Source organism: Nocardia sp. CC201C, from assembly GCF_030010695.1.
Classification (GTDB): Bacteria; Actinomycetota; Actinomycetes; order Mycobacteriales; family Mycobacteriaceae; genus Nocardia; species Nocardia otitidiscaviarum.
On sequence record NZ_JASCXP010000090.1, the window covers coordinates 1 to 20,767 of the forward strand.

General features: G+C 68.5%; 19 protein-coding genes. 8 read left to right on the plus strand and 11 right to left on the minus strand.

Features of this window, described 5'->3' with window-relative positions; all coding sequences use genetic code 11:
- Window positions 1–12 precede the first annotated feature (12 nt).
- Both QK444_RS12400 and QK444_RS12405 read right to left on the minus strand, forming a co-directional pair.
- Entirely contained in the window at window positions 13–447 is a 435-nt protein-coding gene (locus QK444_RS12400; protein ID WP_282779867.1) for a DoxX family protein, read from the minus strand.
- A 119-nt stretch (window positions 448–566) separates the two neighbouring features.
- Complete coding sequence (locus QK444_RS12405) at window positions 567–2,345, minus strand: exonuclease domain-containing protein (RefSeq protein ID WP_282779869.1); 1,779 nt, start codon at window positions 2,343–2,345, stop codon at window positions 567–569.
- A 165-nt stretch (window positions 2,346–2,510) separates the two neighbouring features.
- Between QK444_RS12405 and QK444_RS12410 the strand changes: the two genes are divergently transcribed.
- Window positions 2,511–3,386, plus strand: coding sequence for a hypothetical protein (locus QK444_RS12410; RefSeq protein WP_282779871.1), 876 nt, complete (start codon window positions 2,511–2,513; stop codon window positions 3,384–3,386).
- A 10-nt stretch (window positions 3,387–3,396) separates the two neighbouring features.
- Complete coding sequence (locus QK444_RS12415; protein WP_282779872.1) at window positions 3,397–4,968, plus strand: mucoidy inhibitor MuiA family protein; 1,572 nt, start codon at window positions 3,397–3,399, stop codon at window positions 4,966–4,968.
- 12 nt (window positions 4,969–4,980) lie between these two features.
- Here QK444_RS12415 and QK444_RS12420 read toward each other — a convergent pair whose 3' ends face one another.
- Entirely contained in the window at window positions 4,981–6,585 is a 1,605-nt protein-coding gene (locus QK444_RS12420) for a succinic semialdehyde dehydrogenase (protein ID WP_282779874.1), read from the minus strand.
- Window positions 6,586–6,725: 140 nt separating this feature from the next.
- Between QK444_RS12420 and QK444_RS12425 the strand changes: the two genes are divergently transcribed.
- On the plus strand, window positions 6,726–7,559 hold the full coding sequence (locus QK444_RS12425) for a crotonase/enoyl-CoA hydratase family protein (RefSeq protein ID WP_282779876.1): 834 nt from the start codon (window positions 6,726–6,728) through the stop codon (window positions 7,557–7,559).
- A 307-nt stretch (window positions 7,560–7,866) separates the two neighbouring features.
- On the plus strand, window positions 7,867–9,645 hold the full coding sequence (locus QK444_RS12430; protein WP_282779878.1) for an ABC transporter ATP-binding protein: 1,779 nt from the start codon (window positions 7,867–7,869) through the stop codon (window positions 9,643–9,645).
- 87 nt (window positions 9,646–9,732) lie between these two features.
- Here QK444_RS12430 and QK444_RS12435 read toward each other — a convergent pair whose 3' ends face one another.
- The 8 genes from QK444_RS12435 to QK444_RS12470 are packed head-to-tail and all read right to left on the minus strand — an operon-like array spanning window position 9,733 to window position 16,910.
- On the minus strand, window positions 9,733–10,503 hold the full coding sequence (locus QK444_RS12435) for an SDR family oxidoreductase (protein ID WP_282779880.1): 771 nt from the start codon (window positions 10,501–10,503) through the stop codon (window positions 9,733–9,735).
- Complete coding sequence (locus tag QK444_RS12440; RefSeq protein ID WP_282779882.1) at window positions 10,500–11,210, minus strand: acetoacetate decarboxylase family protein; 711 nt, start codon at window positions 11,208–11,210, stop codon at window positions 10,500–10,502. Before QK444_RS12440 ends, QK444_RS12435 begins: the two co-directional genes overlap by 4 nt.
- Window positions 11,211–11,268: 58 nt before the next feature.
- Window positions 11,269–12,882 carry an acyl-CoA synthetase gene (locus QK444_RS12445; RefSeq protein ID WP_282779884.1) on the minus strand — a complete coding sequence of 538 codons (1,614 nt, stop codon included), beginning with the start codon at window positions 12,880–12,882 and terminating at the stop codon, window positions 11,269–11,271.
- A gap of 18 nt (window positions 12,883–12,900) precedes the next feature.
- Window positions 12,901–14,169, minus strand: a complete 1,269-nt coding sequence (locus QK444_RS12450) for a hypothetical protein (RefSeq protein WP_282779886.1) — start codon at window positions 14,167–14,169, stop codon at window positions 12,901–12,903.
- Window positions 14,163–14,711, minus strand: a complete 549-nt coding sequence (locus QK444_RS12455; RefSeq protein ID WP_282779887.1) for a nuclear transport factor 2 family protein — start codon at window positions 14,709–14,711, stop codon at window positions 14,163–14,165. Before QK444_RS12455 ends, QK444_RS12450 begins: the two co-directional genes overlap by 7 nt.
- Window positions 14,711–14,914 (minus strand): ferredoxin, encoded by a 204-nt coding sequence (locus tag QK444_RS12460; protein ID WP_282779889.1) that lies wholly within the window; start codon window positions 14,912–14,914, stop codon window positions 14,711–14,713. The genes QK444_RS12455 and QK444_RS12460 overlap by 1 nt, the downstream gene beginning before the upstream one ends.
- Window positions 14,914–15,705 carry an SDR family oxidoreductase gene (locus tag QK444_RS12465; protein ID WP_282779891.1) on the minus strand — a complete coding sequence of 264 codons (792 nt, stop codon included), beginning with the start codon at window positions 15,703–15,705 and terminating at the stop codon, window positions 14,914–14,916. The genes QK444_RS12460 and QK444_RS12465 overlap by 1 nt, the downstream gene beginning before the upstream one ends.
- Window positions 15,705–16,910, minus strand: a complete 1,206-nt coding sequence (locus tag QK444_RS12470) for a cytochrome P450 (protein ID WP_282779893.1) — start codon at window positions 16,908–16,910, stop codon at window positions 15,705–15,707. The genes QK444_RS12465 and QK444_RS12470 overlap by 1 nt, the downstream gene beginning before the upstream one ends.
- A 245-nt stretch (window positions 16,911–17,155) precedes the next feature.
- Here QK444_RS12470 and QK444_RS12475 point away from each other — a divergent pair, with 245 nt between their 5' ends.
- The 4 genes from QK444_RS12475 to QK444_RS12490 are packed head-to-tail and all read left to right on the plus strand — an operon-like array spanning window position 17,156 to window position 20,633.
- The gene (locus tag QK444_RS12475) at window positions 17,156–18,625 is read left to right on the plus strand and encodes an aldehyde dehydrogenase (RefSeq protein ID WP_282779896.1); all 1,470 of its coding nucleotides are present in this window, start codon (window positions 17,156–17,158) and stop codon (window positions 18,623–18,625) included.
- 12 nt (window positions 18,626–18,637) lie between these two features.
- Complete coding sequence (locus QK444_RS12480) at window positions 18,638–19,393, plus strand: SDR family oxidoreductase (protein WP_282779898.1); 756 nt, start codon at window positions 18,638–18,640, stop codon at window positions 19,391–19,393.
- Entirely contained in the window at window positions 19,390–20,268 is an 879-nt protein-coding gene (locus tag QK444_RS12485) for an NAD(P)-dependent oxidoreductase (protein ID WP_143983176.1), read from the plus strand. Before QK444_RS12480 ends, QK444_RS12485 begins: the two co-directional genes overlap by 4 nt.
- A 41-nt stretch (window positions 20,269–20,309) precedes the next feature.
- Window positions 20,310–20,633 (plus strand): carboxymuconolactone decarboxylase family protein, encoded by a 324-nt coding sequence (locus QK444_RS12490; protein ID WP_051036701.1) that lies wholly within the window; start codon window positions 20,310–20,312, stop codon window positions 20,631–20,633.
- Window positions 20,634–20,767: the final 134 nt, after the last annotated feature.

A 20,767-nucleotide genomic window follows, 5' to 3' on the forward strand; every position in this document is an offset into this window, starting at 1 on the left:
CTTATGGGGTTGTCATCGCGAGAGCGACTTGCGCAGGTCGGTGATGGTGGCGCGGCGCTCGTAGGCGATCCAGGCGAAGATCGCGGCGAGGACCAGGGGGACGATCGCCATCTCGGGGGCGTCGGCAATGAATGCCTGGGTTCCCGCGGCGAGCACGGTGAGAACGGACAGGCCCGCGGCGGCCAGGGCACTCAGGCGGGGAACCATCAGGCCGATACCGCCCGCGACCTCGACGACTCCGATGAAGATGAGCAGGCCGAGGGGGATGGTCAGGTTCTCGGGGGCGTTGTCCATCACGGTGTTCGGGATGACGAGCTTCGGTCCGCCGGAGGCGATGATGAAGAACAGGCCGAGCACGATCTGCAGGGTCCACAGGACGCGGTTGCGGATCTTGCCGGGACGGTAGGCGGTGTCGGAGAAGTTCGCGGAGGGGTTGGCGGTGGTCATATCTGGTCCTTCTGGTCGGTCGCGCCGGGTTGGTAGCGCGTTCAACAGATAGGACGGAGCACTCCCCGAAGACTCATCGCTGTCCGCGAGAAATTTTTTCGGTACGGTCCGGCACCGACCTAGTCGCTCACTTCGACCCCATACGATCGCGCGAGCACCGCCAGATCGGTCGAATACCCCTGTCCGACCGCACGGACGCGCCAGTTGCCCGCGCGCTCGTAGATCTCCGCGAGAATCAGGGTCCGTTCCTCGGTGGCGGCGTCGAGCGTGGCTCGGACCATCGGAGCCGCCTCGGGGGTCGCCGCTTCCAGCTCTATCGGGCCGAGGTCACCGAAGGTGCCGACTGGCCCGTCCAGGGCGGCCGCCAGCACGATGCGGCGGCAGTGATCCGGGAGTTCGTCGATGGCGATGGTCAGCGACTGTTCGGTGGGACCGTCGACGGTCAAACGCACACCATCTGTTTCGGGCTGGTTGTAGAAGACGAAATCGCTGTCACCACGGACCCGTTCGCTGCCGTCGACGAGGAACACGACGATATCCACCTCTGCTGTACCGGTCGGATGCCAGGCAGCCCGCAGTGTCCAGTCGTTGCCGCACGGTTCCGTGGGCAGGTCGACGACCTGACCACGGGCGAGGACCACAGGATCGACGGTGAACTCACGATCAGGCACTCCCACCGATCCGGTGTCGGCGGTCCTGCCCGGTTCGAGCAACTCCGGCCCCCAGATCGGGAGGCCGAGAGTCGCCGCTCTCGCGAGCCGCTTATCCGTCTCGCCGCCCGGCAGTACGAGCACATCTGTCACGCTGGCCGACAGGTTGACGGCGACGGAACCGCCGAGTTCCGTTATGCGCTTACGCATTTCGACCGCCTCGGCATGTTGTCCGCCCAGGACGAGAATGCGCCGGTCACTCAGCGGTCCCGCTGCCTCGACCTTGCGCTTCGCGCGAGCCCCCGAAGACGTGCTCCCGGACTGTGTGTCCGCACGCTTGTCCGCACCCGGCAGGACTGCGCCGAGCAGTTCGAGGAACCGCGCCTCGGAGATGATCGGGGTGCCGTATTCCCGCGCTTTCGCCGCCTTACCGGTCCCGGACTGCGGGTCGTTGGTGACCAGCACACTGGTCAACCGGCTCACGGCACCGGTGACATCGAGGCCCGCAGCCTCCGCCTTGTCGATCAGCGCGTTTCGGTCGGTGGTCGTATCCCCCGTGATGGCGACCTTCATCCCCTGCACGAGCGGCCCACGATCGGTCATCCTGCCGGGATAGACGAAACCGCACTGCATCTTGGGTTTGCCGCGCCACAGGTGACGATTCGTATCCTTCGGCGGGCACTGCAGTAGCGGGGCCCGCATACCCAGCCGAGTGGCGTCTTCGAGCAGACCTTTCAACACGCCCACCAGTACCCGCGAATCATCGAGAGCGTCATGTGCTCGACGCTGCTCGACGCCGTAATGCGCTGCGAGGGAAGCGAGGCGGAAATCCGGTAGCGGTGGGGCGATGGCGCGGGCGAAGGCCAGGGTGCACAGTCGCTGCCGGATCGGGAGGATCGCGCCCGTCCTGCGGAACTCACCGGCCAGGAAGTCGTAGTCGAATCTGGCATTGTGCGCGACCATCACCCGGCCGTCCAACACCTCCGAGAGTTGGTCGCGCACCTGATCGAAACGCGGCGAACCATGGAGCCGCGCTCGCGTGAGCCCGTGAATGTGCACCGGCCCGGGATCACAGCCGGGGTCGATGAGCGTGTGAAACTCGTGAATCACATCGCTCTGTTCGTCCACGGCGATCGCCGCGACCGACAGCACCCGATCGGAGGCCGCGTGCAGCCCCGATGTCTCCACATCGACCACAACGAACGGCCCGGCCCCGACTTCGTGATTTGGTATCGAATTCCCCTGCACGCGTTGCCCATCGCGCCGAGTAGGTCAGATGTTCCACCGACACGCGAAGACACGCTGAAGCATTTCGATCGTGGTCCACCTCACGAAATCGACCAGTTGCCACATACCCCTAGGGGGTATAGGTTCGAGACAACGAAGAAGCTCGGCCGTCCGGAGGTACCAGCCATGACCACTCAGCACACCGCCCACGCGGGACACACCACGCACGCCCACCATGCGGCGCACGCTGCCCACACCCGCCATGCGACACATGGAGGGGACGCCGGACAGCACGGTGGGCACGGTGGGCACGGTGGGCACGGTGGGCACGGGGAGCACGCTGCTCATGGCGCGCCCGGTGGGCTGCAGGTGACACAGGACGGGTACACGCTCGAACTGGTCGAGAACATCGTTCGCGCAGGGGAAGTCGACTTTCGGTTCCGGATCGTGGGGCCGGATGGGAAGGCGGTGACCGACTTCGCGCCTGTTCACGATCGGGAATTGCATCTGATCGTGGTGCGGCGGGAGTTGGATGGGTTCTGGCATGTGCATCCGGTGCGGGGGGAGGACGGGATCTGGGAGGTGCGGTTGACGTTGCCGGAGGCGGGGGCCTATCGGGCGTTCACCGATATCGCGCCGACGGCGCTGGGCAAGACCATTACGCTCGGGGCGGATTTCGCCGTCGCGGGCGACTACCGGCCGCGGCCGGTGCCCGTTACCGGCCGCATCGCGGCGGTCGACGGGTTCGAGGTCGCCCTGGACGGCGATCTGGAGGCGGGTGCGGGGCGGCTGCTCACGCTCACGGTGCGCAAGGATGGCGTGCCCGTGACGGATCTCCAGCCGTATCTGGCGGCCTACGGTCACCTGGTGATACTGCGGGCGGGCGATCTCGCCTATGTGCACGTGCATCCGAATGGTGAACCGGGAGATGGGGTTACGGCCGCGGGGCCGGAGGTTGCCTTCCACACCGCCGTACCGGGGCGGGGCACCTACCGGTTGTTCCTGGACTTCCGGCACGGGGATGTGGTGCGGACGGCGGCATTCACGCTGACGGCGGACTAGCCTCGGCATCATGCCGACCGTTACCGCGCCGATCGTCGCCGTCACCGTGTATCCACAGCAGGCCAGGGTCACCCGGCGGGCCGAGTTCGACGTGGCCGAGGGCCCGCGCATCGTTTTCGCCGGATTGCCGGTGGTTATGGACGCGGATTCGGTGCGGGTCACCGGTTCCGGGCCGGCGCGGATCGTCGGGGTGGATGTGCGGACCGCGCACCACCCCGATCCGGCCGATGCCAAGCGACGGGAGCTGGCCGCGCAGCGGAAGGCGTTGCAGGCCACGATCGACGGCATCGCCGATGAGGAGCAGGCCGCGGCGACGAAGGTCGAGATGCTCACCGGGCTGGCGCGCAGCAGTGCCGAGAGCTTCGCGCAGGCGTTGGCGAAGGGTAAGGCCGAGCCCGGCCGGATCGCTACGGTCGGCGGCGCGTTGGACGCGCAGCTGGCACAGGCGTTGAAGGCGCGGCGGGCGATCGCCGTCCGGCGCGACGAAGCCCAGGAGGAGCTCGACGCCCTGGATCGCCGCATCCAGTCGATGGGTCGCCAATCCAGCAGGGACAGTACGGAAGTCGTGGTCGAGCTGGAGGCGACCGGCACGGGTGCGGCCGAGTTGGAGCTTTCCTACGTGGTCGAGAACGCGAGTTGGGAACCGGCTTATGACGTTCGCGTGGGTGACAAGGACGTCGAGGTGGTGTGGTACGGCCTGGTGACCCAGCACACCGGCGAGAACTGGCCGGAGTGCGAGCTGGCGCTGTCCACGGCGCGCCCGGCGGTCACCGTGACGGTGCCGGAGCTGCGGCCGTGGTTCCTCGACCGGAACCGGCCGCTGCCGGTGGGCGCGCCGCCCGCGTCCGGAATGGCGATGCGCGCTCGGGCCGCGGGCCCCGCCATGACATTCGCCGGTGCGGCCGACGAGGTCGAGATGGCGGCCATGGCACCGATGGCCGACGAGTTCGCCGATCTGGAGCAGGGCGCGACGGCGAGCACCTATCGCACCATGCGCCCTACCGCCATCCCCACCGGAGCCCGTGGGCACCGGGCCACGCTGGCGCGCTTGGAGTTTCCCGCGAGCCTCGGCTACATCACCGCCCCGGTCCAGGCCGAGGAGGCATACCTGCGCGCCGAGGTCACCAACAACTCCGAACACACGCTGCGCGCGGGCAAGGCGTCGGTCTTCCGCGGGGAGGAGTTCGTCGGCAGCACGCGCATCGACACCTGGGCTCCCGGCGAGGAGCTGGAATTGGCGCTGGGCGTGGACGATCGCATACGGATCAAGCGAAAACTGGTGCGCCGCACCGCGAGCAAGGCCACCTTGTCGAGCACCAGCCGCCGCGAGGCCGAATACCGCACCACCATCACCAATCACACGCCCGCCGCGATCGCCGTCACCGTCCTGGACCAGTCGCCGGTGTCGCGCGACGAGGCCATCACCGTCAAGGATGTGCGCACCTCCCCCACGCCGGCGGAGACCTCCGACCTGGGCGAGATCACCTGGAAGCTCGAGATCGCGCCCGGCGAGACGGAGTCGGTGAGCCTCTCTTTCCGCGTCGATGTCGCCAAGGGTGTGGAGATCACCGGCTGGCGCTAGCGCGGCGGCATCTCAGCCCATGCGCAGCTTCTTCATGAGCCGCAGGGTGACCAGTGTGCTCTTGAGCTGCTTCTCGTAGGGCATCCCCGAGCGGGCGGCGAGGATCTGCTTCTTCTGCACGCCGATATTGATGGTGTCGGTGTACTTGAGCAGCCCGGCGGCGCCGTGCCGGGTACCCACACCGGACTGCTTCACCCCGCCCGACGGCGTGCCCTTGGCGGCATAGGTGGTCACGAATCCGTCGTTGATATTGACGCTGCCCGCCTCCAGCCGCTCGGCCACGCGGCGGGCGCGGTCCAGGTCGCCGCCCCACACGCTGGCATTGAGTCCGTAGGTGGTGGCATTGGCGAGGCGGATCGCCTCGGCCTCGTCGCGGAAGGAGTAGATGGCGACCACCGGGCCGAAGGTCTCCTTGGTGGCGTGCTCCATCTCCGGGGTGACGCCGGTGAGCACCGTCGGCTCGTAGAAGGCGGGTCCGATATCGGGGCGCGCCTTGCCGCCGGTGTGCACGGTCGCGCCCTTGGCGCGGGCCTCGTCGACGTGTGCCGCCACCCGGTTCATGTGGTCCACCGAGACCAGCGAGCCGAATTCGGGGCCGAAGTCGTAGGTCGCGCCCGCCTTGTCGCCCAGTTCCTTCGCGGCCGCGACGAAGCGGCGCAGGAATTCGTCGTGGATGCGTTCGTGCACGTAGATGCGCTCGATATGCATGCACGCCTGCCCGCTGTTGCCGTAGACGGCGAAGATGGCGCTGGGGATGGCCTCGTCGAGGTTGGTGTCGTCGAGCACGATCATCGGATTCTTGCCGCCGAGTTCGAGGCTGCATCCGATGAGATTGCGTCCGGCCTGTTCGCCGATGACCCGCCCGGTGGCGGTGGAGCCGGTGAACATGACGAAATCGACATTGTCGATGAGGGCGGGGCCGACGTCGGGGCCGCCGCCGCACACCACCTGCACCAGCCCGCGCGGCATACCCGCCTTGTGCAGCAGTTCGATGCCGTACAGCGTGCACAGCGCGGTCTTGTTGTCCGGCTTCATGACCACGCCGTTGCCCGCGATGAGGGCCGGGGTGGAGTCGGACATGGAGATGGCGAACGGGAAGTTCCACGGCGCGATCACCGCCACCACGCCCTTGGGCCGGTGCTCCTCGGTGGAGGTGGTGATGATCGGCATGGGCCCGGTGCGCCGCTTCGACTTCAGCACCTTGCGCGCGGTCTTGAGGTAGTGGGCGATGACCATCGGGGTGTCGCACACTTCCTCGATGGCCATGCGCCGCGACTTGCCGCAGCCGATCTGGATCAGCGTCGCCAGGGTCTCGATCTCGGTGAGAATGAGTTCGTGGGCGCGTTCGAAGACCGCGAGCCGCTTCTCCAGCGGCCAGTCGGCCCATTCGCGCTGTGCCGCGCGGGCGGTGGCGACGGCCTTCTCGACGTCTTCGGGCGAGGACTGCGGCAGTTCGCCGACGATATCGCCGGTGTAGACCTCGATCATCTCGTACGGTTCGCGGGGTTCGCCCGCCTGCCCCGCGGTCACCATGGCGGTGAGGCGGTTGATCAAGGATTCCGTGATCCGCGGCGGCAGCTTCGCCCGCGACTCACTGCGCGTACTCGTTGTGTCCATGGGGACCTCTCTCCAATGCTCGCCCCGCCCGTGACGGCGGTCACCACGTTCCAAACTAGAACACGTTATTGTTCTGTACAACGCCGCCGGGTACTTTCGTCCCAGAATCTCCGGTAAGGCAAGGACAAGAAGGGCCAACGATGACCACCGCATCCGCTGCAACAGGTAGCAACACCGACGGCACCGAGGAACCGCACGCCCTGGTCGAGCAGCGGGGTGCGACGCTGATCGTGACCATGAACCGACCCCGATCCAAGAACGCGCTGACCGGCGAGATGCTGTCCATCATGGCCGAGGCGTGGCAGCGCGTGGACAGCGATCCGGAGATCCGGTCCTGCGTGCTCACCGGCGCGGGCGGGGCGTTCTGCGCGGGCGCGGACCTGAAGAACATGGCCAGGTCCAATCCGGGCGACAATATGACGGCCGGGGGCTCGTTCGATCCGACCCGCATGCCCGGCCTGCTCAAGGGCTACCGGCTGTCCAAGCCGCTCATCGCCGCCGTCGAGGGCGCGGCCATCGCGGGCGGCACCGAGATCCTGCAGGGCACCGATATCCGGATCGCCGCCGAGAGTGCGAAATTCGGTGTGTCCGAGGCCAAGTGGAGCCTGTTCCCGATGGGTGGGTCGGCGGTGCGGCTGCCCCGGCAGATCCCCTACACCCTGGCCGCCGAAATCCTGCTGACCGGCCGCCACATCACCGCGGCCGAGGCCAAGGAATTCGGCCTGGTCGGCCATGTGGTGCCGGACGGCACCGCGCTGGACAAGGCCCTGGAGATCGCCGAACTCATCAACAACAACGGGCCGCTGGCGGTGCGGGCCATTCTCGAGGTCATGCGCGCTACCGAGGGTATGCACGAGGAGGAGGCGTTCCAGATCGACGCCAAGGTCGGGCTGCCGGTCTTCCGCAGCGAGGACGCCAAGGAGGGGCCGCGCGCCTTCGCCGAGAAGCGCAAGCCGAACTTCCAGGGACGCTGAGGGTTTCCGCCGCGCCCCGAACAGAACAGGACGGCTCCCGCCATACCGGTGGGAGCCGTCGGCGTGTAGCGGGACGAGCGACAGGACCCCGGTGCGCTCGCCGACGACCGTCACGACGGACCGGGTGGCGCACATCGGCGGGGCAACCTCGTCCTTGGCGGAAATTCGGTGGCCGACCGGGTGCCCAGCGGGGCAGCATGGGGTTCCCCCTTCTCGCATGCGTCCCGGCCACCAGGCACACCGGGTCGCCGATCAGCGCTGTTCGGAGAACGGGGCTTGTGCTCGAACACGATTCGAGAGGAGGCGGATGGCTACCCGCGCACCCGCCGTCAGGCTGGTTCTCCGCTACTACTTCCGGGAACTGGCGAGGCGGCCGCGCTTCGCCCTGCCTGCCCTGTTCGCGCCCGCGCTGGGCAATATCTGTCAGCTGTACATCGCGCCCCTGGTGGTGGCCTGGCTGATCGCCCGGATCGCCGCCACCGGTGACACGAGCGTCGATACGGTCGCGCCCTATCTGCTGGGCGTGGCCGGGCTGCTGCTGGCGTCGGAGGTGTGCTGGCGCATCGGCATCCACTGCCTGAATCGCACCGACGCACACGGCATCGAGAGCCTGTACGTCACGGCCATGGATCGGCTGCTGGCGCAGGACGCCGCATTCTTCCACGACAATTTCGCCGGCTCGCTCACCAAGCGGTCGCTGAGTTTCGCCACCCGCTTCGAGGAGTTCGTGGACACGCTGGTCTTCGATATCTTCGCCGCCCTGGTGCCGCTGATCTTCGCCTCGGTGATCCTGTGGCGCTACGATCCGCGTCTGGTCTTCGTTCTGGTCGGTCTGATTGTGACGACCGGCCTGATCATCACGCCGCTGATCAAGCGCCGCCAGCGCTTGGTGGACGCCCGGGAGGAGGCCATCGCCCAGGTGTCGGGGCATGTGGCCGACAGCCTGTCGAATATGCAGACCGTGCGGGCCTTCGCCGCGGAACCTCAGGAAGCCGCCGAGCACCGCAGGCGGGTCACCGAGCAGCGGCGCAAGACGCTCGTCTCGTGGGACTACGCCAATCTGCGCATCGATACCGTGGTCGCGCCCCTGTTCGTGCTCACCAATGTGCTCGGTCTGCTTGTGGCGCTGCGGCTGGTGGGCGGCAAGGCGGGAGTGGAAGTGGTGCTGGTGGCGTTCACGTACTTCTGGAACGCAACGGGAATCATGTTCCAGTTCAACCAGATCTACCGGCGGCTGGAGAGCTCGCTGACCGAGGCCGCGCAGTTCACCGATCTGTTGCGGCGCGAGCCCGCGGTACGCGATCCCGAGGATCCGGAGCCCTTGCGCCCCCAGGATTCCGGCGTGCGCTTCGACAAGGTGGACTTCACGTACCCGGGTGCGCGGCCGCTGTTCCGGGGTCTGGACCTCGAGGTGCCGTCCGGCACCCGGCTGGGTCTGGTCGGCCGTTCCGGTGGCGGCAAGACCACCATCACCCAACTGCTGCTGCGCATGACCGATGTCCAGGGCGGCGCGATCCGCATCGGCGGCCAGGACATCTCCAAGATCACCCAGGCCGATCTGCGCGGGCTGATCGCCTATGTGCCGCAGGAACCGGCCATGTTCCACCGCACCCTGCGGGAGAACATCCGCTTCGCCCGGCCCGACGCCACCGACGAGGAGATCATGCGCGCGGCCAAGGCCGCGCACGTCACGGAATTCGCGGACGCCTTACCCGAGGGCATGGAGACACTGGTCGGCGAGCGCGGCGTCAAGCTCTCCGGCGGCCAGCGGCAGCGGGTCGCGCTGGCCCGCGCCATCCTGCGCGACGCGCCTATTCTGCTGTTGGACGAGGCCACCAGCGCCCTGGACTCGGAGAGCGAACTGCTGGTGCAGCAGGCCCTCTGGGAGCTGATGGCGGGCCGCACCGCCCTGGTGGTGGCGCACCGGCTGAGCACGGTGGCCAGCATGGATCAGCTGGTGGTGCTGGATCGCGGCCGGATTGTGGAACAGGGTTCGCACGCCAAACTGCTGCGGGCCGACGGGGCCTACGCCAAGCTGTGGCAGCACCAGTCCGGCGGCTTCCTGGCCGATGAGGCCGCAGTGTGAGGTTCGACGCCGGGCGGCCGTGGAGCCGGGCCGCCCAGCGCCGATGCGCGGAATCCGTCCGGAGCACAGGACGGGCTCCCCGCAGTCTCAGTCGACCGGCTTGACCTTGCTGGCGACCAGTTTGCGCAGCGCCCCGGGGATGAATCGGCGGGCATAGTAGGTGGGCTTGGCCTGACCCGGGAAGACGAACAACGGACTCGTCGGCTTGGCGAGTGCCTGCTCGAGCGCGTCCACGACGCCTTCCGGGCTCATGCCGCCCGCACCGCCGAGAACGGAGGCGTTCTCCTTCCGAACCTTGTCCAGGAAGGGCGTTTCCACCATGGGCGGGCAGATCGCGAGCAGACGCACCCCGCTGCCCTGTAGTTCGTAGGACAGACTTTCGACGAATCCGACGACCGCGAACTTCGACGCCGAATACCCCGCCATACCGGGCGAGGGCAGCCAGCCCGCCACCGACGCGAACAGCACCATGGTGCCGGTGCGTGCCTGCTTCATGGCCGGAATGATGGCCTGGCACATGTTCACGGTGCCGATGTAGTTGACGTCCATCATCTTCCGGATCTGCGCCACGTCGTGGTCGAGCGCGGACGCGTGGACGTGGCACATGCCCGCGGCGTGCACCACGTGGTCGAGGGTGCCGAGTTCGGCGCGCACCTTCTCCACCACCGCGAACACCTGATCGGTGTCGGAGACGTCGCAGGTGTAGGCGTGCATGTTCGGGGAGCGCCGCGCGGTCTCGGCGAGCCCCTCGCCATTGAGGTCCAGGGCGGCGACGGTGTGGCCCGCGGCGGCCAGGCGCTGGGCGACGATGCGGCCCATGCCGCTGGCCGCACCGGTGACGAGTGCTGTCTTGGTCATGAGTTCTCCCGGGAGGGCAGTACCGTGGTGGCGTCGGCGAAAGTCATTCGCAGCGCGCCGATTCGGCTGGCGAAGAGGGCGGATCGGGGCAGGCCGAGCGAGCGCAGCTCGTCGGCGACGGGATGATCGCCGAGCTCGAGCCGGGCACCGCCGGGCCGCATGCGCACCTTGCCCGGGTTCATCGCCCAGGGGGTGCGGCGCAGGACGCCGTCGCGGTGGGTGTAGGCGTCGATGGATGCCCCGCCCGCGCCGCCGGGCGCGGGCACACCGTCGGATACGGTGAGCTCCAATACCTTTCGACCGTCCACCGCCACCTCGCAGCGATGGCCGCGCCGGGTCGGCGTGATGTCGATATCGGCCATGAGTTTGGGGAATCCCCAGATCTCCTGTCCCGCGGCACAGGTGAAGCTCTGGTTCACCGGCAGCCAGTGGATGTACGCGCCGGCGCTGCCCTTGCAGCCGGGCTGGCGCGCCATGAGCGAGAAGGCGAATTCGTGATAGGGCCCCAGATCGCCGTCGACGTAGCGCACGAAGGCGAGATTGCACAGCGCCCGGCCGAGCACGGTGACCGGTTCCAGCCCGGTGGCCGCGAGCAGCACGCGGGCCGCCGCGGCGTCGACCGGGAACAGCGCTGAACTGGTGTCCGCGGCGCGGATTTCCACCGGCATGCGGACGTCTTCGCCGAGAACGGTATGGGCCTCCACCATGATGAAATTAGAACAGGTTCTCATAGCTTTCGTACAGGGTTCCGGACACATATCCCGATCACCGGGATACGACCTCGTAATCGGGCGCGTGCGATGCGGCGTAGTCCTTGGCCCAGCGGTAGTCGGGTTTGCCGCTGGGTGTGCGCACCACCGTCTCGGCCACCCAGATCCGACGCGGCAGCTTGTATCCGGCCAGATGCGCGCGCACGTGCCGCTCGAGGGCGGGGAAGTCCACACCGCCGTCGGCGGTGGAGACCACGGCGGCGACCTGCTGTCCCCACCGCTCGTGCGGAACGCCGATGACCATGGCGTCGTAGACCGACTCGTGCGCCTTGACAATGGCCTCCACCTCCTCGGCGAACACCTTCTCCCCACCGCTGTTGACCACCATGTTCCCGCGCCCGAGCAGGGTGACCGAGCCGTCCTGCTCCACCTTGGCGCGGTCGTCGGTGATGACCATGCGCACCCCGTCGACGGTGCGGAAGAGCTTGTCCGTCTTGGCCGGGTCCTTGTAGTAGCCGATGGGCACATTGCCGGTCTTGGCCACCCAGCCCGCACCACCGGGCGCGACGGGCCGTCCGTCGTCGTCCACCACCACGGCCCCGCGTCCGACGTTCACCCGCGGCCCGCGCGTCGGATCATCGTCGCGCTGCGCGAATCCGATACCGCCGAAACCGGTTTCGGAGGAGCCGATGGAATCCGAGACCATCGTCGAGGGGAAGGTGGTGAGCAGTTCGTTCTTCACCGGCTGCGACAGCAGCGCCGCCCCGGAGGCGATCACCCACAGCCCGGAGACATCGGAGGGCTCGGACCGGTACGCGTCCAGCAGCGGTCGAGCCATGGCGTCCCCGGTGATGACCAGCACCTGCGGTCGCTCGCGCGCCACCACCCGCCAGACCCGCGCCGGATCGAACCGCGGTTCGAAGATCACCGCATTGCCCGACCACAGCGCGGTGAAGGTGGGCATCATGGCGGCGGCGTGGATGAGCGGCGGCAGGATGAACCAGGTGGCCTGGTCCCCGGATGCGCCGGTGCGGGACTGCTGGTACTCGTCGGCGACGGGTTCGCCGGTGTAGAAGTCGATGCCGCCGCCGAGCACGCGCCACATGTCCTCCTGCCGCCACATGACGCCCTTGGGCAGGCCGGTGGTGCCGCCGGTGTACATCAGGAACAGATCGTCGGGGCTGCGCGGCCCGAAATCCCGTGCCGCTGAACCGTTCTCGAGCGCCTGCTCGTAGGGCACCGAGGTGCTCGCCGTCCCCGCGCCGCCCTGATCGTCCTCGACCACCAGCGCGTGCCGCAACGACGGCACCTGGGGGCGCACCTCTTCGACCAGCGGCGCGTAGCAGCGGTGGTGCACCACCATCTCGAGGTCGGCGTTGTCGAAGACGTAGCGCAGCTCGTCGGCCCGGTACCGATAGTTGATATTGATCGGGACGGCCCGGATCTTGAAGCAGGCGAGCAGCGTCTCCAGGGTCTCGACGCTGTTGTGCATGAGGAAGCCGATGTGGGTGCCGGGTCCCGCACCGGCCGCGGCGAGATGGTGGGCGAGCCGGTTGGCGCGCTGCTCGAGTTCATCGAAGGTGCGCCGCCGGTCGCCCTGGATGACGGCGACCCGATCCGGCATGGCGTCGACGGAGTGCTCGTACAGATCGGCGAAATTGCACGCCATGGCTTGTCGCTTTCTGGTCTATCCGGTGGTGAGCGGCAGTGGGGTGCTGCCGTGTTCGGTGAAGGTGAAGTCCGCACCGGTGCTGAATCGGGTGACAGCCACCTCGTCGGCCTCCCGGAACGGCGTTGCGGCCATGGCGATCTCGACGACGAGCAGGTCGTCGTCGGCCACGCGCAGGCGGGTGTGGAAGCGCGGGTTCACACCGCGCGCCATGGCATCGAGGGGTTCCAGATGATCGGAGTCGAGCAGTGCGGGCCACGCGCCGTCGGCGACGGCGTCGCAATCGCGGCGCAGCCGCAGTTCCACGGCCTGATTTCCGCCGACGGTCTCCACGGCCACCTCGACTCCCACATAGGCCGCCGGATTCCAGGCCGGATGCAGCCGTAGCACTTTCGCCAGTGCCGCCGTGTCGTCGCCGAGACCCAGGGCGCGTCGGATGCGCTCAGCGGTGAGTCCGGCGATACCGGTGAACTGTTTGCGCGCGATGGCCAGGGCGGTCGGCTCGTCGGCGCGCTCGGCCAGCGCGATCCGGAAGCCCAGGGTGAGCAGGTGGTGTTGCAGGCACACCTCGTCGGCCATCCGGACCAGCGCCGATCGGGAGAAGTCGCCGAAGCGGAGGTCGGCGAGCAGCGGTCCGGCGTAGTCGTGCAGCCCGGGGCCCTCCCGTTCGATGGGCGGCAATTCCAGCAGTGCCGCACGGGAATTCGCGGTGCGGTGCGCATTGGCCGGGGGCGGGGGCGGCGTATGGCTGTCGTCGATGGTGACGGTCCACGCGCACACCGGATGCCGGTCGGCGGGCACCCGCGGCGGCCGGTGCACGGGTCGCACCCGGATGCGCGGGTTGGTGGCCAGGGCCGTGGCGTCGAAGGTGGGGTCCTCGATGTGGTGGCACATGGCCACCACGTAGTCCTCCCCCATGGGCTCCACATCGGCCAGCGCACCGCAGTGGTCGAGATGGAATTCGCCGTGGTCGTGGTCGATCACCCGGTACCGGAAGTCCATGAACTGCGGTGGCGCGCCGATATCCAGCTGCATGGCCTTGAAGACGGCGTCCACGCCGTCGCCCGGAATGCGCAGCGCCGCGCGCATGCGCCGCGCGTAGACCGGGCTCGCCAGCTGCCATTCCTCGATGGCCACGGCCGTCATTCCCGCGCGCCCGAAGGCGGCGATGGTGTGCGCCATGCCGGAGCGGTCGATGAGGTGACCGCACAGCAGCAGTTCCGGCACCAGCACGGCCAGCTCCGCGCGGAAGAGGCTGTCGAAACGGCTCGGGACCGATGTCACCATTGCGGGACCGGCCCCTGGCCGACCGGATACCAGCCGGGCAGCGGCTGCCCGGATACCGACCGCTCGATGCGCTTCTGCATGCCGGGCGAGAGCGCGTTGTCGGTCATCATCTCCACGAACAGCGCCGACACATTGCCGAAGTCGAAGAAGTCGCGCTGCCAGGACCATTGGAAGTTCCCGGCGTAGCGGAACCAGCTGCCGCCGATGCCCTCCGGGCTGTAGGGCCGCCCGTCGGGCCGGTGCTTCTCGTTGACCTGTTTCCAGAGGCCGATGACGCTGCCGCTGCGGTCGTCGACGACGAATTCCTGATACGGGTAGGTCCAGCCCTCCAGCCCGAACATCTCCTGGCCGAGCGCGATGTCGCGGATCTCGTCGCGGCCGACGGCCATGAACTCCTGCTGCGGGCCATAGTTCCAGCCGTAGGTGGCGTCCTCGGTGTAGAAGTGCGCCAGTGGTTTCCAGTCGCCGAGGGCCTCGCAGCGCTGGTTCTCGTCCACCCAGCGGCGCACCATCTCGTCGAGTTCCGCACGCGGGAAAGGCATTACGACTCCTTGTCGTCGTCGACCAGGGACAGCGCCTGGGTCGGGCAGTAGCGGACGGCCAGGCGGGCCGCCGCCAGATCGGCACCGGGGTCGGCGCGCAGAATGCGCACCTGCCCCTGTTTGGGGACGTCGAACAGGTCCGGGGCCTCGTCCTGGCAGACCGCATGCCCCTGGCAGAGATCGAGATCCACGACGAGACGCATCACCGGCTCCCGTCGTCGGTGGTGAGCGGGGCCTCGGGCTGCACCTCCACCAGCACCAGGTGTGCCCCGCGCGGGGTGCTCACCACAGCGGCGACGGCGGCGGCGATGTCGGCGGCGCGCAGGAAGTGCGAATGCCGGGCGAAGCCCCACTTCACCCAGTCCTCCAGCAGCGGACCGACCACCTCGGGCGCGGCGTTCATCCCCATGCCGGTGCGGGTCTGGCCGGGGCGCACCACCGAGGCGCGCACACCGGTGCCCTCCAACTCCATCCGCAGCTGCCGCGCCAGGGTTTCCGCACCGATCTTGGCGGCGTTGTAGGCGGCCATGCCGGGGCGGGGCCGATCCGCGCAGTCGGAGCCGATGACCACGAAATCGCCGCGGCGTCGTTCGATCATGCCGGGCAGCAGCCGGTGGGCCAGCCGCTGCGCGCCGCCGAGGTGGACCCGCAACTGCTGGTCGAAGACGTCCGGATCGGTGGCGTGGATCCGGCCGAACTCCAGGTCCCCGGCTCCGGAGACGACGATCTCGATCGGGCCGAGTGCGTTCTCGGCGGCGGTGGCGAACGCGTCGACGGACGCCCCGTCGGTGACATCGAGCCGATGGGCGATGGCCTCGCCGCCGTCCGCGCGGATCTTGCCCGCCAGTTCCTCGCACTGGTCGACCCGGCGCGCACCCAGCGCCACCGGATATCCCTGTTCGGCCAGGGTGAGCGCGGTAGCCGCACCGATGCCGGAGGAGGCTCCGGCGATCAGCACCGGACGGCGCTCGGGATGTGGTGCGAATCGGGGCATTACCGAACCTCCACCGTGACGGGCAGTTTCGCGAAACCGCGCACATTGATCGAGTGCACACGCGCACTCCCGGCCTCGTCCACGCCGTAATCGCGTACCCGGGTGGCGAATTCGCGCAGCACGATCTCCGCCTCCAGCCGTGCCAGATGCGCGCCCAGGCAGAAGTGCACGCCGCGACCGAAACTGATGAGCCCGCTCTTGTCGCCGCGCTCGATGTCGTAGCGGTCGGGTTGGTGGAAGACGGCGTCGTCGCGATTGGCCGCGCCGATGAGCAGCAGCACCTTGGCTCCCGCCGGGATGGTGCCGTCGGCGTAGCTCAGCTCCGCGGTGGCGGTGCGGGCCAGGATCTGAGTGGAGGCGTCGTAGCGCAGTGTCTCCTCGACCCAGTCCGGCACCAGTTCCGGGTGGGCTGCCACCTTGGCGTACTGCTCCGGGTGGCGCGCCGCCCAGTACAGGGCGTTGCCGAGGAGTTTGGTGGTGGTCTCGTTGCCCGCCACCACCATGAGGAACATGAAGCCGATGATCTCCTCGTCGGTGAGCCGGTCACCGTCGGCGTCGGCGGCGAGCAGCGCGGAGGTCAGATCCGCGGTGCGGGACCGGCGGCGCTCGGCGACCATCTCGGCGTAGTACCCGGCCAGGTGCAGGGCGGCGTCCATGGCGGCGGGCGGAATGTCGAGCACACCGTCCTCGCGGTGCACCAGCAGGTCCGCCATGCGCCGGATCTCGGCGCGGTCGGCCTCGGGGACGCCGAGCAGTTCGGAGATGACGTCCATGGGCAGCCGCCCCGCGACGTCGTCGATCCAGTCGAAATCGGTACAGGCCAGGGCCGGTTCGAGGTGGCGCAGGGTGATCTCCCGGATGCGGTCGCCCATCTCGGTGACCCGACGCGGTGTGAAGCCCTGGTAGACGAGTTTGCGCAGGCGCAGGTGCGCGGGATCGTCCATGGCCAGGAAGGACATGGTGCGGTGGGCGTGCGGACCCCAGGCCGCCGGGTCCAGGGAGACGCCGTTGCCGCTGGAGAGGCCGATATTGTCGCGGAACCCGGCCGAGACGTCGGCGTGCCGGGACAGCGCCCAGAAACCCAGCTCGGGATTGTGGTAGAGCGGCGCTTCGGTGCGCAGCCGCCGGTACAGCGGGTACGGGTCCTCGTGGACGGCGTAGTCGTAGGGGTCGAAGAGTAGCGGTTCCAGTGATGCGGCTGTCATCGCGCACACCTCCCGTTCGAGAACGCGTTCACCGAGTACTGTCGGCACCCGCCCGCCATGGAAGACACATAGCTGGACATGTGTCTGTACGGTACTGGAGCGGCCTGGGTGAGACAACGAATTCGCCCATTTCCGGATAAATCGCGAGCCCTGCGCCGAGTTGTCATACTGAAACAGGTTCTTGCGTGGCTTCGAACTCCGAACATATAGTCCGTACACGTGTCCGGACAGCAGAGGAGCTACCGATGAACGGCCTCGTCACCAGCGCTGGGTCACAGCTGCTGATCGGCGGCAAGCTGCTGCCCGGCGGCGCGGGTGTCTTCACCACCGTCAACCCGGCCACCGAGGAGGCGCTCGGCCCGGCCGCCAATGCCGACAGCGCCGATATGGACGCGGCCATCGCCGCCGCGCGCACCGCCTTCGATACCACCGACTGGTCCCGCGACCATGCTTTCCGCGCGCGCTGCCTGCGCCAGCTGCGCGACGCGCTGCGCGGGCACATCGAGGAACTGCGCGAGATCACCATCGCCGAAGCGGGCGCGCCGCGCATGCTCACCAGCGGTCCGCAGCTCGAAGGACCGGTCGGCGATCTGGGGTACTTCGCCGATCTGGCCGAGAACTACGCGTGGGAAACCGATCTCGGCGTCGCCGAGCCCATGGGCATCAAGAGCGCCCGGCGAGTGCGGCGTGAGCCCATCGGGGTGGTCGGAGCCATCACACCCTGGAACTTCCCGCACCAGATCAATGTCGCCAAGCTGGGTCCGGCGCTGGCGGCGGGCACCACCGTGGTGCTCAAGCCCGCCCCCGATACGCCCTGGTGCGCGGCGGCCGTCGGCCGGATCATCGCCGAGGAGACCGACATTCCGGCCGGAGTGGTCAATATCGTCACCTCCGACGACCACGCCCTGGGCACCCAGCTGGTGGCCGATCCGCGCGTGGACATGATCTCCTTCACCGGCTCCACCCAGACCGGCCGCGCGGTCATGGCCACCGCCGCCGCCACCCTGAAGAAGGTGTTCCTGGAGCTCGGCGGCAAATCGGCGTTCATCGTGCTCGACGACGCCGATCTGCGGGCGGCGGTGAGCTACGCGGCCTTCGGCGTCTGCGTGCACGCCGGCCAGGGCTGTGCCATCAGCACCCGGCTGCTGGTCCCACGCGAAACCCACGACCAAGCGGTGGAGATCGCCGCGCGCACGCTCGGCGGCATCGCGCCCGGCGACCCGTCGCTGCCCGGAACCGTCTGCGGCCCGGTGATCTCCGAGCGCCAGCGGGCCCGGGTGGAGCGCTACCTCGACCTCGCCCGCGCCGAGGGCGGCACCGTCGTCACCGGCGGCGGCCGCCCCGCCGACGCGGCGACCGGCTACTACATCGAACCCACCCTCATCACGGGCCTGCCGAATTCGGCCACGGTGGCGCAGGAGGAGATCTTCGGACCGGTGCTGGTGATCATTCCGCACGACGGCGACGACGACGCCGTCCGGTTGGCCAACGACTCCCCCTACGGCCTGTCCGGCTCGGTGTGGGGCAGCGACCCCGAGCGGGTGCGGCGCGTGGTGGAGGGCGTGCGCACCGGGACGCTGAGCGTGAACGGCGGCATCTGGTACTCCGCCGACGCGCCCTTCGGCGGGTACAAGCAGTCCGGGATCGGACGTGAGATGGGCGTCGCCGGATTCGAGGAATACACCGAGACCAAATTGATCGCGACCGGCTGCTGAAGGAGTTCGACCATGGCCCGCTTCACGGGAAGATCCGCAATCGTCACCGGTGCCGCACAGGGCATCGGCGCGGCGTACGCGCGTGCGCTCGCCGCCGAGGGCGCGAAAGTCGTCGTCGCCGACCTGAACAGCGAGCGCGGCGAGGCGACCGCCAAGGAGATCGCCGCCGAGGGCGGCACGGCGGTGTTCCGGCGGGTGGACGTCTCCGACCCCGAATCCGCCGCCGCCGCGGTGGAATTCACCGTCGCCGAATTCGGTGGCGTCGACCACCTGGTGAACAATGCCGCAATCTACGGTGATATGAAGCTCGACCTGCTGCTCACCGTGCCGTGGGACTACTACAAGAAGTTCATGAGCGTGAACCTCGACGGTGCGCTGAATATGACCCGCGCGGTCTGGCAGCCCATGTCGGAGCACGGCGGCGGGTCCATCGTCAACCAGTCCTCCACGGCCGCCTGGACCTACTCCGGCTTCTACGGCCTGGCCAAGGTCGGCATCAACGGCCTCACCCAGCAGCTGGCACACGAACTGGGCGGCTCCAAGATCCGCGTCAACGCCATCGCACCCGGCCCGATCGACACCGAGGCCACACGAAATGTGGTGCCGGGCAATATCGTCGACTCCATGGTGCGGCAGCAGTTGGCGATCAAACGCCTCGGCACCCCGGAGGATCTGGTCGGGGCCTGCCTGTACCTGCTGTCCGACGACGCCGCCTGGGTGACCGGTCAGATCCTGAATGTCGACGGCGGACAGGTGTTCCGATCGTGAGCGAGACCGCGGTCGGATTCATCGGCCTGGGCAATATGGGCGCACCCATGGCACGGCGGCTGCTGGAGTGGCCGGGCGGACTGGTGGTGTGCGATATGCGGCCCGAGGTGGTGGAGCCGTTCACCAGCGCGGGCGCCGAAGGGGCGGTGAGCGCCGCCGAGGTGGGCGAGCGCTGCGGCGTGGTGTCGGTGGCGGTGCTCGACGACGCGCAGGTCCGCGCGGTCGTCACCGGTCCGGACGGCATCCTGCGCACCGCGAAGCCGGGGACGGTCGTCGCGGTGCACTCCACCATCTCCGACGATACGGCGGTCGCGGTGGCGGCCGACTGCGCCGAGCACGGGGTGGAATTCGTGGACGCCCCGGTGAGCGGCGGCGCTCCGGCGGCCGAGAACGGGGCGCTGGCGGTCATGGTGGGCGGCAGCGAGTCCGCCTTCGCCACGGTGCGTGAACCGTTCGGGCGCTGGGCCTCGCTCATCGTGCACGCGGGCGCGGTAGGCGCGGGGACACGGATGAAGCTGGCCCGCAATCTATTGCACTTCATCGCCTTCACCGCGGCGTCGGAGGCGCAGCGCCTGGCCGAGGCCGCGGGGCTGGACATCACCGAACTGGGCAAGGTGGTGCGCCATTCCGACTCATACACCGGCGGTCCCGGCTCCATCATGTTGCGGGACACCACCGCACCGGTGGCCGCCGACGACTTCTGGTTCCCCATCCTGAGCCACGTCCGCGATCTCGGCGAGAAGGATCTCGCGCTCGCACTGGCGCTCGGATCCCGGCTCGGCGTCGAATTACCGCTGGCTGCACAGGCTTTCGAGGAATTGGGCACCGGCCTCGGCGTCGGTCCCGGCACGGTCGCGAAGAAGGAGCAGCAGTGAGCACAGCACCGGACGAGCGTCGACAGCGCGGCCTGAAGAAGATGTCCGAGGTGTACGGCTGGGAGTTCCAGGACGGGCCCGGCGCGCACTTCGCGGTCACCGCCGACCACCTCTTCGCCGATATCTGGTCGCGCCCCGGCCTGTCGATTCGTGACCGGCGGCTGCTGCTGCTCGGCGCGCTCACCGCCCAGGGCCTGTTCGATATCGCCGAGATCCAGCTCGGCGCGGCCCTGCGCAACGAGGAGTTGGACGCGGAGCAGCTGCGTGAGATCGCGCTGTTCCTGTGCCACTACGTGGGCTGGCCCGCGGGCACCACGCTCGACCAGAAGGTCGGGAAGGTCATCGCGCAAGAGCAGAAGAAGTAATCGGCGTTTCAACAGTATCGGCGTTTCAACAGTGAGGAATACGAACACCATGGCCGAGACAACCACCGTGCGACCGCTCCGGGCCAGCGAGGTGCCGACCTGGGATCACACGGCCGACGTGGTCGTCGTCGGCT

Coding starts and splice junctions, on each gene's coding strand:
- QK444_RS12400 (WP_282779867.1), bottom strand. CDS start 447: ATGACCACCGCCAACCCCTCCGCGAACTTCTCCGACACCGCCTACCGT.
- QK444_RS12410 (WP_282779871.1), top strand. CDS start 2,511: ATGACCACTCAGCACACCGCCCACGCGGGACACACCACGCACGCCCAC.
- QK444_RS12415 (WP_282779872.1), top strand. CDS start 3,397: ATGCCGACCGTTACCGCGCCGATCGTCGCCGTCACCGTGTATCCACAG.
- QK444_RS12420 (WP_282779874.1), bottom strand. CDS start 6,585: ATGGACACAACGAGTACGCGCAGTGAGTCGCGGGCGAAGCTGCCGCCG.
- QK444_RS12425 (WP_282779876.1), top strand. CDS start 6,726: ATGACCACCGCATCCGCTGCAACAGGTAGCAACACCGACGGCACCGAG.
- QK444_RS12430 (WP_282779878.1), top strand. CDS start 7,867: ATGGCTACCCGCGCACCCGCCGTCAGGCTGGTTCTCCGCTACTACTTC.
- QK444_RS12435 (WP_282779880.1), bottom strand. CDS start 10,503: ATGACCAAGACAGCACTCGTCACCGGTGCGGCCAGCGGCATGGGCCGC.
- QK444_RS12440 (WP_282779882.1), bottom strand. CDS start 11,210: ATGGTGGAGGCCCATACCGTTCTCGGCGAAGACGTCCGCATGCCGGTG.
- QK444_RS12445 (WP_282779884.1), bottom strand. CDS start 12,882: ATGGCGTGCAATTTCGCCGATCTGTACGAGCACTCCGTCGACGCCATG.
- QK444_RS12450 (WP_282779886.1), bottom strand. CDS start 14,169: ATGGTGACATCGGTCCCGAGCCGTTTCGACAGCCTCTTCCGCGCGGAG.
- QK444_RS12455 (WP_282779887.1), bottom strand. CDS start 14,711: ATGCCTTTCCCGCGTGCGGAACTCGACGAGATGGTGCGCCGCTGGGTG.
- QK444_RS12460 (WP_282779889.1), bottom strand. CDS start 14,914: ATGCGTCTCGTCGTGGATCTCGATCTCTGCCAGGGGCATGCGGTCTGC.
- QK444_RS12465 (WP_282779891.1), bottom strand. CDS start 15,705: ATGCCCCGATTCGCACCACATCCCGAGCGCCGTCCGGTGCTGATCGCC.
- QK444_RS12470 (WP_282779893.1), bottom strand. CDS start 16,910: ATGACAGCCGCATCACTGGAACCGCTACTCTTCGACCCCTACGACTAC.
- QK444_RS12475 (WP_282779896.1), top strand. CDS start 17,156: ATGAACGGCCTCGTCACCAGCGCTGGGTCACAGCTGCTGATCGGCGGC.
- QK444_RS12480 (WP_282779898.1), top strand. CDS start 18,638: ATGGCCCGCTTCACGGGAAGATCCGCAATCGTCACCGGTGCCGCACAG.
- QK444_RS12490 (WP_051036701.1), top strand. CDS start 20,310: ATGTCCGAGGTGTACGGCTGGGAGTTCCAGGACGGGCCCGGCGCGCAC.